This is a genomic window from Sphingomonas sp. (genome assembly GCF_035910975.1).
GTDB lineage: Bacteria > Pseudomonadota > Alphaproteobacteria > Sphingomonadales > Sphingomonadaceae > Sphingomonas.
In genome coordinates, this window is the sequence record NZ_JAMHWM010000032.1 from 54,105 (window position 1) to 67,496 (window position 13,392).

12 protein-coding genes are annotated in these 13,392 nt (G+C 67.5%); 2 read left to right on the plus strand and 10 right to left on the minus strand.

The genetic code is table 11. The annotated features are described in order from the left end of the window. Nucleotides 1–198: 198 nt before the first annotated feature. The 8 genes from VYI76_RS12625 to VYI76_RS12660 form a co-directional block, all read right to left on the minus strand. Nucleotides 199–618 (minus strand): lasso peptide biosynthesis B2 protein, encoded by a 420-nt coding sequence (locus tag VYI76_RS12625; RefSeq protein ID WP_326525154.1) that lies wholly within the window; start codon nt 616–618, stop codon nt 199–201. Next, a complete protein-coding gene (locus VYI76_RS12630) occupies nt 615–2,486 on the minus strand; it encodes an asparagine synthase-related protein (protein WP_326525155.1) in 1,872 nt (623 codons plus the stop codon). Before VYI76_RS12630 ends, VYI76_RS12625 begins: the two co-directional genes overlap by 4 nt. Before the next feature lie 21 nt (nt 2,487–2,507). Then, entirely contained in the window at nt 2,508–3,869 is a 1,362-nt protein-coding gene (locus VYI76_RS12635) for a DUF1501 domain-containing protein (RefSeq protein WP_326525156.1), read from the minus strand. Between the two features lie 13 nt (nt 3,870–3,882). Then, nucleotides 3,883–5,670, minus strand: coding sequence for a DUF1800 domain-containing protein (locus VYI76_RS12640; RefSeq protein WP_326525157.1), 1,788 nt, complete (start codon nt 5,668–5,670; stop codon nt 3,883–3,885). 279 nt (nt 5,671–5,949) lie between these two features. Continuing rightward, nucleotides 5,950–6,483, minus strand: coding sequence for a 30S ribosomal protein S9 (rpsI, locus tag VYI76_RS12645; protein WP_326525158.1), 534 nt, complete (start codon nt 6,481–6,483; stop codon nt 5,950–5,952). After that, nucleotides 6,483–6,962, minus strand: coding sequence for a 50S ribosomal protein L13 (rplM, locus tag VYI76_RS12650; RefSeq protein ID WP_326525159.1), 480 nt, complete (start codon nt 6,960–6,962; stop codon nt 6,483–6,485). Before rplM ends, rpsI begins: the two co-directional genes overlap by 1 nt. Nucleotides 6,963–7,129: 167 nt before the next feature. Next, nucleotides 7,130–7,444, minus strand: a complete 315-nt coding sequence (gene cutA / locus VYI76_RS12655; protein ID WP_326525160.1) for a divalent-cation tolerance protein CutA — start codon at nt 7,442–7,444, stop codon at nt 7,130–7,132. After that, nucleotides 7,441–8,478 (minus strand): COX15/CtaA family protein, encoded by a 1,038-nt coding sequence (locus VYI76_RS12660; RefSeq protein ID WP_326525161.1) that lies wholly within the window; start codon nt 8,476–8,478, stop codon nt 7,441–7,443. Before VYI76_RS12660 ends, cutA begins: the two co-directional genes overlap by 4 nt. 113 nt (nt 8,479–8,591) lie before the next feature. On the opposite strand from VYI76_RS12660, the gene VYI76_RS12665 reads away from it, so the two are divergent. After that, the gene (locus VYI76_RS12665) at nt 8,592–8,966 is read left to right on the plus strand and encodes a MerC domain-containing protein (protein WP_326525162.1); all 375 of its coding nucleotides are present in this window, start codon (nt 8,592–8,594) and stop codon (nt 8,964–8,966) included. Nucleotides 8,967–9,011: 45 nt separating this feature from the next. Further along, nucleotides 9,012–10,805, plus strand: a complete 1,794-nt coding sequence (lepA, locus tag VYI76_RS12670) for a translation elongation factor 4 (protein ID WP_326525163.1) — start codon at nt 9,012–9,014, stop codon at nt 10,803–10,805. Between the two features lie 151 nt (nt 10,806–10,956). On the opposite strand, the gene VYI76_RS12675 is transcribed toward lepA, so the two are convergent. Both VYI76_RS12675 and VYI76_RS12680 read right to left on the minus strand, forming a co-directional pair. Then, entirely contained in the window at nt 10,957–12,033 is a 1,077-nt protein-coding gene (locus VYI76_RS12675; protein ID WP_326525164.1) for a hypothetical protein, read from the minus strand. Nucleotides 12,034–12,050: 17 nt separating this feature from the next. Beyond that, complete coding sequence (locus VYI76_RS12680; protein ID WP_326525165.1) at nt 12,051–13,349, minus strand: surface lipoprotein assembly modifier; 1,299 nt, start codon at nt 13,347–13,349, stop codon at nt 12,051–12,053. Between the last annotated feature and the right edge of the window lie 43 nt (nt 13,350–13,392).

The window sequence follows — 13,392 nt, forward strand, 5'->3', positions numbered from 1 at the left end:
GTCAGGGTCGAGGGGAACGTGCGCGACCACGGCAACCCGGCGTCCGTGCGAGACGGAAACCCCCTGATTGAGGCGCGAAATACGGCCGGTCCGGGGATGGAGTCGAGCGGTCGGCGAAACCTTACTGACAAAGTAAGGGAGTGAAATCGTCGCTGTTTCAATGCGGTACGCTGCTCGCTCGCCGCGCCGCGCGCGCGGTCAGCCGGTGCCGTCAGGGGTGAAGACCGCCAACTCCCTGAAACCGGCCGCTTCCGCGCCGCCGGCCACGTCATGCTCACCCCAGCGCACCCATACATGCGCCGTCAGGTTGCCGCCCGCCCGCGCGACGCCATAATGTAAGGTTGTCGCGATGCCGCGCCGGCGCAGCATCGCCTGCGCCGCCAGCCCGCGTTCGATGCAGACCGCGCGGAACCGGGCACGGCGTGCGGCGGCGGCGACCGCCCAGCCGACCAGGGCGACCTGACGGCCGGGATCGGCGGGCGGCCGGGCATCGACGCGACGCCGCGCGATCGTGGCGATCGTGCGGAAGGGGGCGAAACGCACCACCAGCGATGCCGCGACCAGCCAGACGAAGGCTTCCGCCGCCGCGCGCCGTTCCACGCCGCTGCGCCGGTTCACCGGTTGCTCCCGTCGAACCGGCGCACGAAGCGGGCGGCGGCAAGCGCTCGGGTCAACGCGACCCATTCGATGTGATCCGCCTTCGCCACCCCCGGCCAGCCGGTGATCGCGCGGTCGATCCGGTCGAGATCGACCCAGCCGGGCACCCGCCCGCTCGCGCGCAGGCTCACCACATCCGCCGCCAGCGCGGGCAGCGCCGCCTCGATCGCATGCGCCCAGTCGCTCGACTGGCGCCCCTTGCGATGCTCGTCGCGGACGATCGGGGGCAGCAGGTCGTGCGCTAGCGTCCGCGCTATGGCGCGGGGCAGGCCGCGATGCTGGAACTGGTCCTCGGGGATCGACAGGCACAGCTCGACCAGTCGCCGGTCGCTGGTCGGATCGCGGGTGTCGATGCCGTAGAGGCGGCGCGATGCATTGGCGAAGTCGCCGGCCAGCCCGGCGGCGCGGCGCAGGGCGAGCAGGCGGAGCGCGCGGCTGTCGGTGGGGTGCAGGTTGCGCTGGTCGGGGCCCTTGCGCTCCAACCGGTCGGTCAGCCCGAGCGTGTCGGCGAACTCGGTGCCGATCACGCTGATGTTGCTCCAGTGGCTGCCGCCTATTCGTTTGATTCGGCGATGCCAGGATCGCGGCAGCGCTGCGGCGATGAGTCGCCGCGCCGCCTGCGCCATGGTGAGGCCCAATGTGTTCCGCATCGCCAGCGCCTCGCCCACCGCGCCCGGAACCCGGCCTGCGCGCAGCAGTTGCGCCAGCAATAGCGTGCCGTCGTAGCTGAAGCTCATGTTGCCGGCCGATCCCGTCAGCATCACGGTGATGCCGCGGTCACGCGCCTCGCGTTCGATCGCATTGTGCCACACCATGTTCGCCACATTGAGCAGCGGCGTGTCCTGCGCCGGCTCGCGCAGGTCGAGCATCTCCGCAAGCGCGGTGTCATGGTTGGATATCGCGACATGATCGACGTTGCGATGGCGTGCCGCGACGGCGGCGGCATGGCCCCACTCGTCACCGAACCTGCCGGGCGCGTCCGCCACTTCCCGCGCCGGGACGGCGGTAAAGGCGGTCAGCCCGCGCCCTTCGTCCGCCAGCCGGCATGCGGCCAATGCGGTTACCGTCGCGCTGTCCAGTCCGCCTGACAGGTTGCTGCCGATCCGCGCATCCCCCGCGACGCGATCGGCGACCGCGCGGTCGAGCGCATCGCGCACCGCCGCAGCATAGTCGCGGTGATCGGCGAGCCGCAGCATCGGCAGGGCCTGGGGCCGCCACCAGTCGGCGATCGTCAGCCCGGTATCGTCCCAAGTCGCCTGCGCGCCCGGCGGCACGCGGCGGATGCCGGCGAACAGCGTGCGATCGGCGTCGTCGGGATCGAGCAGCGCCAGCCATTCGCCGGCGCGCCGCTCGTCGAGCAGCCGTTCGATGGTCGGCTCGGTGAACAGCCCGCTCGGCTCGCTCGCGACGAACAGTTCGCCGCCTCGTTCGTGGAAGAAGAGGGTGCGGTAGCCGCCGGGATCGACCGCCAGCAGGGCGCGCCGCGCGCGGCTGTCCCAGATCGCGAAGGCATAGTCGCCGATGATGTGCGTGGCCGTCTGGTCGCCGTAGCGGGCGTGGAGTACGAGCAGCAACGCGGCGTCATCACGTGGCGCGTCGTAGCCCAGCAGTGCTGCGAGGTCGGCGCGATTGTCGATCCGGCCGTCGAAGATCGCGACGCGCTCGCCGGGGCCGGTGGCGAAGATGGTGCCGTCGGCGACGCCGACGCCCGCGCCCTCGCCGCGCCAATGGCGCCGCGCCTTCTCGCCCCCCAGCGCGACACCGCGCAGCATCCGTCCGGCCGTTACCGGCCGGTCGCTGGCGAGCGAGAGATGCGCGGCGAACCCCATCGCCGGACTTCTAGGCCAAGTTCAGGCGGCGAACAGCCCCAGCGGGCCGCGCCCGCCGCTGGTCCACGTCGACCAGTTGGGCAGGACATAGGACAGGTCCGAATCTACCACCCCGTGCCACCGCGCGATCGCGCCCAGATACTCCTCCTGCGCGATGGTCGGCACAAACCGTCCTTCCGAAGAGATGTCGTCGGTGCCGCCGATCACGGTGGAGGGATAGATGCCGTGCGCCAGCTTCGGCCGCAGATTGCCCGACACGACCAGATGATTGCTGCCCCAGGCGTGGTCGGTACCCATCTGCGCATTGCCTTTGAACGTCCGTCCGAAATCGCTCATCGTGAAGGCGGTGACGTTCTCCGACATGCCCATCGCCTTCATCGCACGATAGAAGGCGGCGAGCGCCATCGCCAGGTCGCCGAGCAGGTTCGCGTGGGTGCCGGCCGAGGTGTCGGTATTCACCTGGCCCGAATGATTGTCGTAGCCGCCCTGCGTCACGAAGAAAGTCTGGCGATCATGGCCGAGCGATCCGCGCGCTTCGATCAAGCGGGCGACGCGCAGCAACTGGCGCGAGACGTCGCTGGTCAGCGTCGCGCCGGTCGTCGGGTTGACGAAATGCGCATCGACGCTGCTCGTCGCGGTCAGGATCGTGTTGGCGACGGTCGCCTGTGTGTAGGCGGCAGTGATCTGTTTCGCGGTGACGTCGGCGATCGTGCCCATGCCGGCGGCGCCCGCGAAGGCGTCGATCGCGGCGTTCTTGGGCGTCGAGCCGGCGGTGAAGCCGGTGCGGCTGAGCGTGCCGGTCGACGGCAGGATCAGCGGCGAGCTCGTCTGGCCGATGACGGCGAGGTTCGACCCGCCGAGCGAGATCAGCGACGGCGTCGCCGGGCGGCTCGCGCGATCGGCCAGGCGACCCATGAAGCCGTCATAGTTGTCGGTCCGTGCGCGCAGGCCCTGCCAGTGCGCCTGCTCGTCCGAATGACTCATCAGATTGGTGGGGCGCAGATCGCTGCGGCTGCGGTAGGTGTCCTTGGTCAGCGGCGCGTAGAGCGTGCCGGCGTTGAGCACGAGACCCAGCGCGCCTTCCGCCCAGACCGCGTTGAGCGCCGACATCGCCGGATGCAGCGCATAGGCCGATCCCTCCAGCGCGGTCAGCCGGTTCTGCGCCAGCGCAACGCTGCCCCGGCTGGTGGCATAGCCGGCGTAGCGGCTGTCGGTGGGGACGACCATGTTGTAGCCGTCGTTGCCGCCGAACAGGAACACGCCGACCATCGCGCGGTAGCTGCCGCTGGGCGCCGCGGTGGCGGTACGCGCGAGCTGGCCCAGCGCGGCGGCGGCGCCGGTGCCGGCGATGAAGGTGGCGAAATCGCGACGGGTGATCTTCATGTCCGCGCCCTCCTTACCGGTCGACCAGGAAATGCGGGCTGGTGCCCACGATGTAGAGCAGCATCTGCGCCCGTCGCCGCGCCTGTAGATTGGCGTCCGCGTTGGTGATCGCGGCGGCCGCCGCCCGCAGCGCCGCCTTCTGCGCATCCGTCATGGTGTTCGCCATCAGCAACAGGTCGATCCGCGCGATCATCGCGTCGGTATCGGTGCCCATCGCCTCCCACGCGCCCCATTCGGTCTTGCTGCCGGTCCATCCCGGAATGCCGGGATTGGTGGTGAACTCGCTACGCGTCTGGTCGCCCGACACCGTCCAGTTGTAGATCAGGTTGTGCACGCGGACGACGTTCGACGTCGTCAGCAGCTTCGACGGCCCGCTCTTCAGCGTGACATTGCCGGGCAGGGGATAATCGGGCGGATAGAAGTTGAACACCGACGGCGATCGGAACACCGCCTGTGCGATGCCATTGTCCTGCGTGACGAAGGGATAGCCATCGGTCGTCATGCCGACCGCGCGCATCAGCGCGATCATCGCCAGCACCGGTTCCTTGACCTTGCCGTCGTTGGTGCCGGTCCGCGCCGCGCCGCGCGCTTCCACATCGGTCAGGATCGCGCGGACCACCGCCTTCATGTCGCCGCGAACGCCGCTGCCGTTGTCGGCGAACCGCGCCGCGACGCGCCCGACATAGGCGGGGGAGGGGTTGGAGGTGACGAGTTGCTGGATCAGCGCCTTCGACACATAGGGCGCGGTGGAGGCGTGGTTGAACGCGGCGTCGACGGCGGCCTTGACGCTGTCCTGCTGGCTGGCGCCCGCGGGCACCGTCGCGCCCAGGAAGCTCTTGGCGGTGATGTCGTAGCGCGACGCGATGACGATCATGGCTTGCGAATAATCGCGCGCATTGTTGTCGCTGGTCGCCGCGCCGTTCAGCCTGGGATAGGTCCACCCTGTCAGCGCGCGGGCGACGCCCTTGATGTCGTCGGGTGTATAGGTTGGGATTGCTGCACCCGTCGCGTCTAGCCGCCGGGTGCCGTCCATGTTGAGCTGGTCCGGCCCCATCGAGAACAGCTGCAGCATCTCGCGCGCGTAATTCTCCGACGGGGCGGTGCGGTTGCTGTCCGCCATGTCGAGATAGTCGCCCATGTAGCTCGACATGGTGACGTTTTGCAGGATGTCGCGGTAGTTGCCGAAGGCGCCGGACAGCAGGATCTGCTGATAGGCGGCGATGCCCGTCGTCTCGTTCACCTCGGTTTCTGAGGCGACGAGGATCTGGCTTAGCGCGAAGGCGACGCGCTGGCGCAACTGGTCGGGGGCGACCATGGCGTCCGCGTAGAAGCGCATCGCGACGGGCTCACGGCTGAAATATTTGCGGTTGCACGCGGTGTCGGTGCTGCCGGTGCAGAAATTCTGGAGAACCGCGGTCGACGACGCGATGTCGTCGTAGCGGCTGCCTGTCGCTGATAACTGCTCGTCGATCCAGCCGTTGATGCCGAGCGTCACGATGCGATTGACCACCTCGGTGGTCGGTCCGAACGTCGCCTGGCGAGCTAGACGCGCGGCGTCCTGCTGGCTGACGGCCGCCGGGGTCGGGGTTGGGGAGGGAGTCGGGGTCGGCGCGACCGATACCAGACCGCCACCGGAGCCGCCCGAACTGCCGCCGCCGCACGCCGCGAGCACCGATAGCGCCGAGAACGAAACGGCCAGACGCAACGACTTGCGCGCGCTTCCACCCATGATGCGATACCCCACCCGGCGCGTCCCGAACGCCGGCCCGACGCGATCATTAACCTGAATCGCGTCGCCCATAAAGCGGAAGACAGGGATAACCGGCTGTTTAGACTTGCTTTTCGGCGCGCTGAAGAAACGCTCTGGCTCAAATGGGACCGGTTACAGTGTGGGGAGGCCGAACCTGTGGGCGCCGATCGGGCGTGGACGCGGAGCGCCGGGCAGGAAAAAGGGCGACCCGTTGCCGGATCGCCCCTTGCGAGATGGTTTTGGCGCCACCTGGTCGGACAGGACGGGATCCGCAGTCCTGCCGTCCGAAACGGCGGGTCCGCGGATTGCTCGCGCAATCCGCAGGCCGTTTTAGCGCTTCGAGAACTGGAAGCTGCGGCGGGCCTTGGCCTTGCCGTACTTCTTGCGTTCCACGGTGCGGCTGTCGCGGGTCAGGAAGCCGGCCGCCTTGACCGGGCTGCGCAGCGCCGGCTCGTAACGGGTGATCGCCTGGGCGATGCCGTGCTTGACCGCGCCGGCCTGGCCCGACAGGCCGCCGCCCTTGACGGTGGCAATGACGTCATACTGGCCCTCGCGCCCGGCAACGCCGAACACCTGGTTGATGACGAGGCGCAGCGTCGGACGCGCGAAATAGACTTCCTGATCGCGGCCGTTGACCGTGATCTTGCCGGTGCCCGGCTTCAGCCAGACGCGGGCGACGGCATCCTTGCGGCGGCCGGTCGCATAGGCGCGGCCGTACTTGTCGAGCTCCTGCGCGCGCAGCGGCGTGGTCGGCGCGGCGGGCTGGACGGGCGCGTCGGTGACGGTGCCGGCGGTATCGGTCGAGATCGTCTCGCCCGAAGCGATGGCGCCGAGATCGGAAAGGGACTGGCGATTGTCGGACATTATGCGCCCACCTTGTTCTTGCGGCTCAGCGCGGCCACGTCGAGGACTTCGGGGTTCTGTGCGGCGTGCGGATGCTCGGTGCCGTTGAAAATGCGCAGGTTGCGCATCTGCTGGCGACCCAGCGGGCCGCGCGGGATCATCCGCTCAACCGCCTTTTCGAGCACGCGCTCGGGGAAACGGCCGTCGAGAATCTTGTCGGCCGTCACTTCCTTCAGCCCGCCCGGATAGCCGGTGTGCTTGTAGTACACCTTGTCGGTGCGCTTCTTGCCGGTGAACTGCACCTTGTCGGCGTTGATGACGACGACATTGTCGCCGCAATCGACGTGCGGGGTGAAGCTGGTCTTGTGCTTGCCGCGCAGCAGGTTGGCGATGATGACCGCGGCGCGGCCGACCACCAGATTTTCGGCATCGATCAGATGCCACTTCTTTTCCACTTCGTGCGGCTTGGCCGACTTGGTGGTCTTCATCAGCGCCTTCATGGGCCTTGGACCTTTTCAAAAATGCGACACGCCGCCCGTGGTGGAGCGGCGCGAACGGCGGCCCAATGCAGGGGCGGGGGCAAAAAGTCAAGCAAAGTGCGGCTTTGCTGGCGGGTATCTAAATACCTTCGTGAAAATCAGGGCGCTTGCCGGGCAGGGGCGGGCGATCAGCGCGTGCTTTCGGCGATCCAGGCGGCGACTTCATCGGACACGTCCGCCGTCGTCGTCTCGATCACCGGCAGTTCGTAGCTGTGCAGCCGCAGCACCTCGGCGCGCAGCCGCACGGCGCGGACCGGCGCGGTCTTGAACGTCGCCGGCACCTCCTGTCCGCGCTCGACCGCGCCCTGCCAGCGATAGATCGATCTGCACGGCGGGTGGATCGTCACGCACGCGGCCAGCCGATCGGCGATCATCTGCGATCCGATCCGTTCCGCCTCGCCTGCATCGGCGAAGGTTACATGGACCAGCGCGATGTCGCTCACGCCCGCCGCTGTCCCAGGCCGTGCGCGCCCTGCACCGCGGCGACCAGCACCAACGCGCCGACCAGCTGGTGCAGCGCCGCGATCCAGATCGGCACGCCCATCATCACCGTGGCGATGCCCAGCAGGATCTGGATGCCCACGCTGCTGTGGATCAGCACCGACGAACGCCGGTCGCCGCCGCGCTTCGCAACGCGGGCCAGCCACATCAGCCCGCCGAACGCGACGAACGCCCACCAGCGGTGGATGAAATGGACGACGTAGGGATCGTTGACGATCGCATCCAGGAACGGCCGCGACGCGAACTCGTCGGCCGGGGCCATGCGTCCGTTCATCAGCGGCCAGTCAGCGGCGGCGAGCCCGGCGTCCAGCCCGGCCATCAGGGCGCCGTAGATCAACTGGACGAACAGCAGCGCCAGCGCGACCGCGCCGACGAATGTCATCCGCGCCGGCCGGCTGTCCGCCGAACGCGCCAGCGCGGTCAGGTCGCGGGCCACCCACACCAGCGCCGCCAGGATGACGAGCGCGAGGTTGAGGTGCACGGCCAGGCGGATGTGGCTGACGTCGGTCCGTTCGGCGAGGCCCGACGTGACCATCCACCAGCCGATCACGCCCTGCAGCCCGCCCAGTGCGAACAGCCCGACCAGCGGCCAGCCATAGCCGCGCGGGATCGCCTTCCTGACCCAGAACCACAGCAGCGGCACCGCGAAGGCGACGCCGATCGCGCGCGCCAACAGACGGTGAAGATATTCCCAGAAATAGATGTTCTTGAAAGCCTCCAGCGACATGCCGCGATTGATCTGCTGATATTCGGGGATCCGCTTGTATTTCTCGAACTCGGTCAGCCACTGCGCCTCGTTGAGCGGCGGGATCGCGCCGGTCACCGGCTTCCATTCGGTGATCGACAGGCCCGATTCGGTCAGCCGGGTGATGCCGCCGACGACGACCATCACCACGATCAGCGCCGCCACCGCATAGAGCCAGCGGGCGACGGCGAGCGGACGGGCGGTCGGCGGATCGAGCGGAGGGCGCAGCATGGCGCCCGCGTTAGCGGACCGCGCACGCGCGGGAAAGGCGAGCCGAAATTTCTCCACTTCCGACGAAATGTGATATTGTAACCTTGATATGATCGGCCTAGATGGCAGGAAGGATGCCGTACACGACTCGCCTGGGCTGGTTCTCCGGGCTCGACCGCTTCGCGATCGGGCTGTCGGGGCTGTGCCTGGCGCATTGCCTTGCGACGGCGGTGCTGGTCGCGTTGGCGTCGGCGGCGGGCGCGCTGCTGGTCGATCCGATCTTCCACGAAGTCGGACTGGCGCTGGCGATCCCGCTCGGGGCGATCGCGCTGGGGCGCGGCATCTGGGAACATGGCTATATGATGCCGTCCGCGGTCGGCTCGCTCGGGCTCGGCGTGATGGCCGGCGCGCTGACGCTGCCGCACAGCGATGTCGAGGTGCTGTACACGCTGATCGGCGTCGGCCTGCTCGCGCTGGGGCATGATCTCAATCGGCGCGCGGTGATCTGACGCCCGCGATTGCCCTAAGTCGCTCGTCAATCTAGGGCGCACCCCATGACCCCCCTCGACAAGATCCGCAATTTCTCGATCATCGCGCATATCGATCATGGCAAGTCGACGCTTGCCGATCGCGTGATCCAGCGCACCGGCGGCCTATCCGAACGCGAGATGTCGGCCCAGGTGCTCGACAACATGGATATCGAGAAGGAACGCGGCATCACCATCAAGGCGCAGACCGTGCGCCTGGAGTGGAAGGGCCATGTCCTGAACCTGATGGACACGCCGGGCCACGTCGATTTCGCCTATGAGGTGTCGCGGAGTCTCGCGGCGTGCGAGGGCGCGCTGCTTGTGGTGGACGCGGCGCAGGGGGTCGAGGCGCAGACGCTCGCCAACGTCTACCAGTCGATCGAGCATGACCACGAGATCATTCCGGTCATCAACAAGATCGACCTGCCCAGTGCCGAGCCGGAAAAGGTCAAGACCGAGATCGAGGAGATCATCGGGCTCGACGCGTCGAACGCGGTGCTGTCGTCAGCCAAGTCAGGGATCGGCATCGAGGAAATCCTCGACGCGATCGTCGAGCGCATTCCCGCGCCCCGGGGCGACGTCGACGCACCGCTGAAGGCGATGCTGGTCGACAGCTGGTATGATCCGTACCTGGGTGTCGTCATCCTCGTCCGCGTGATCGACGGCTCGATCAAAAAGGGCCAGCAGATCAAGTTCATGGCGGCAGGGACGACCCATCTGGTCGACCGTGTCGGCGCGTTCCGGCCCAAGATCGAGCAGTTGCCCGACCTTGGCCCCGGCGAGATCGGCTTCATCACCGCGCAGATCAAGGAAGTGGCCCAGGCGCGCGTCGGCGATACGCTGACCGACGCCAAGCGCCCCGCCGCCGAGCCGCTGCCGGGTTTCAAGGAAGTCCAGCCGGTGGTGTTCTGCGGGCTGTTTCCGGTCGATGCCGCCGACTTCGAGAAATTGCGCGAGTCGATCAGCAAGCTGCGCCTGAACGATGCGTCGTTCAGCTTCGAGATGGAGACGTCGGCTGCGCTCGGCTTCGGCTTCCGCTGCGGTTTTCTGGGGCTGCTCCACCTGGAGATCATCCAGGAACGGCTGATGCGCGAATATGATCTGGACCTGATTACGACCGCGCCGTCGGTGGTCTACCAGATCGAACTGACGCATGGTGGCGGGCATATCGACCTGCACAATCCGGCCGACATGCCGGAGCCCAACAAGATCGAGACGATCTCCGAGCCGTGGATTCAGGCGGTCATCTATGTGCCGGACGAATATCTCGGCTCGATCCTGAAGCTGTGCCAGGACCGCCGCGGCATCCAGAAGAATCTGACCTATGTCGGCGGGCGCGCGCAGGCGACCTATGAATTGCCGCTCAACGAGGTGGTGTTCGACTTCTACGACCGGCTGAAGTCGCTGTCCAAGGGCTATGCCAGCTTCGACTATGAGCAGATCGGCTATCGCGAGGGCGACCTGGTCAAGATGGGCATCCTGGTCAACGAGGAACCGGTCGATGCGCTCAGCATGATCGTCCACCGCTCGACCGCCGAGACGCGCGGTCGCGGCATGGTCGAGCGGCTGAAGGAACTGATCCCGCGCCACATGTTCAAGATCCCGATCCAGGCCGCGATCGGCGGCAAGGTGATCGCGCGCGAGACGATCAGCGCGCTGCGCAAGGACGTGACCGCGAAATGCTACGGCGGCGACGCGACACGCAAGCGCAAGCTGCTGGACAAGCAGAAGAAGGGCAAGGCGAAGATGCGCGAGTACGGCTCGGTCAGCATCCCGCAGGAAGCGTTCATCGCGGCCTTGAGGATGGGCGACGACGCCTGAGACCAGGGCGGGGATTGCGCAGCAATCGCCGAGTTGGACGAAGAACGCGTCGCGCCCGGCCGGCGGCGCGATGAGCGCCGACCGACGACGCGGCTTCGCCGCGTCGCCAGCCTGAGGGAAGCGTCGCCGAACGCGACGCTCCCCCCGTCCGTCACTTCTTCCGGCCGGATACCGTGCCGACCACATCGACCCGGCTGGTGTCGATGTGGAAGACATAGTTCATCTCGGTCGCGCCCGGCCCGAAGAACGCGCCCTCGAAGCCCGAACTGTTGATCGCCGACGGACCCCCGGTGAAGGTGCCCGAGAAGCCCGGTCCGCCCGCCGTCAGCGCGCCTGTGCCGGTATAGCTGCCCAGGTCCATGTCGGGCTGGCGCGCGCTTTCGTCGATGCCGATCAGACGCAGTACCGTACTGATCGAACCGGAGCCGAAATTGATGTCGAACGTGCCGGTCGATTTGGGCAGGAAGTTGTACCCTGTGGTCGTCACCGGATCATAGCTGGTCGCCGCGATCGCGCCGTTGATGTCGTAGCTGCCCGATCCGGTCTTGGGCATGTCGGCGGTCTTGGTGGTCTGACCGATGATGTGGAACTGGAACTTGTTCTTGACCGACAGGAAGTTCCGCGCGTCGAGGATGTTCCAGTCGACGATCCGCGAATAGGTGAACTTCACCCCGTTCAACACGGGCGTCGCGACAACGATATCATGCTGCAGGTTCAGTCCCGGAATCGATCCCGGAATGATCTTGCGGAAATGCTGCGCATCGGCCGTCGATTCGGGCAGCTTGTCGGCGGTGCCGACGGTGACCGTGTCGCCTTCGGTGTTGGCCAGCGTGTAGTTTCCGCTCGCCGGATCGAAATCGATCACCGTCGACTGGCCGAGCTTCTGCGACGTCATGTTCGCGAACGTCACCGCCGGCGGCAGAATCTCGAACTTCGACCGCACTGACTGGAACTTCGTCGCCGTCGTGATGCTGGCCATGGGCGTATAGTCGCCGCCGGGCGTCGGCGTCGGAGTAGGCGTCGGGGTAGGCGTCGGCGTCGGGGTGGGCGTCGGCGTCGGGGTAGGCGTCGGCGTCGGGGTAGGCGTCGGCGTCGGAGTCGGAGTAGGCGTCGGCGTCGGCGCGGAGGACGACGGCGTGTTGACACGCGGCGTATCGGTGGTGCAGCCGGCCAGCGAGATCGCGATCGCGACGACCGAAGCCTGGGTGACGGTGATGGACTTGCGCATGATATTCCCCTTGTTTGTCAGAAGGCTGCCGTCAGACCGAATTCGGCAGCGACGCGGTTGAAGTCATAGATGTCGAGGGTCGATCGGTTCGATTCGAAGCGGAGCCGGGCGAGCGGCGCGAACGTGCCCACGCGCAGCGCACGAAACGTGCCGGACAGGGTCGCGGTAAAGCGATCGTCCTTGCGCCTGTCGAGATAGAGGAACGCTCGGGCGTCGGCCTCCAGCCGGGTGTAGCTCATCTGGAGCAGCGCGGTCGTCTGGCCGAACTCGCGGAACAGATAAGGTGTGATACCGCCACCGGTCAGCGAATAGACCGGCTCGCGCGCCACCTCGCGGAAGCCGGAGATCTGCAAGCCTCCGCCGAACCGGGGGGTAAAGCTGCGCTCGGTCGCGGCGGCCAGCGAATAGCGGGTTGCGTCGCGCAGGTCGGTGATGCGGTTGCTGTCGCGCACCAGCGAACCGTCGATCCGCAACTGCGCGCGCTTGCCCAGCGGGTGCTGCCAGTTGCCGGTCGCGCCCAGGCTGGCGGTGAACGGGCGCCAGCCGTACCAGCGCCAACCGGCCAGCGCCGCGATGCTCAGCTTGTCGCGGCCCATCCGGATCTGCGGCCCGGCCTGGAAGGTGAGCGACATGTCGTCGAAGCGCGAGCGTGTGTAGATGTCGGCATCGGCCGAAGCGCGCAGCAGAAGGTCGGCCGAGCCGGAGAGCGGCGTGCGTGTCCATGCCTGGCCGCGCAAGGCGACGCCGATCCCCGATGTCGCCTGCGCGTCGCGATCGAGCGTGAAGTCGCCGATAATCGTCCCGAAGGTGTCCGATCGCGTCGCGCGGTTGACGTTCGAATCGGATGCGAGAGCGACTTCCAGATTGGCGCCCGCCGGCTTCTGCGCTTCCAGCGCGCCGGCAAAGAAACGCACCATGCGATCGACTTCGGGCGGCAGGCCCGCGGCCTGCGCCGCGCGAATCTCGCGGGCGGCAGCGCCGACGTTGCCGAGATTAGCCTGCATCCGCGCCAGTTCGAGCCGGACGCTGGCGACGCCCGGCTTCTCGTCGAGGATGCGGCGCAGCTCGACGGCGGCGTCGCGCCAGCGCTTCTGTTTGTCGGCGAGCATCTGCGCCAGGCGGAAGCGCGCCTCCGTCCTCAGTTCGATGTCCGGGTTGGCGGCCAGCGCGCGATACGCCTTCTCGGCCAGAGCATAGTCGCCGCGCTCGCTCGCCTCGGTGGCGACGTCGAACAGTTGCGCGGGGGTCAGTTGCTGCGCCTCCGCTGTAGCGGGCGCATTCTGGGCATGCGCCGGCAACCCGGCCAATGCGGCCATGGCGGCTAAGATAGTGGCAACGCGACTGCACACAGAAGATTCC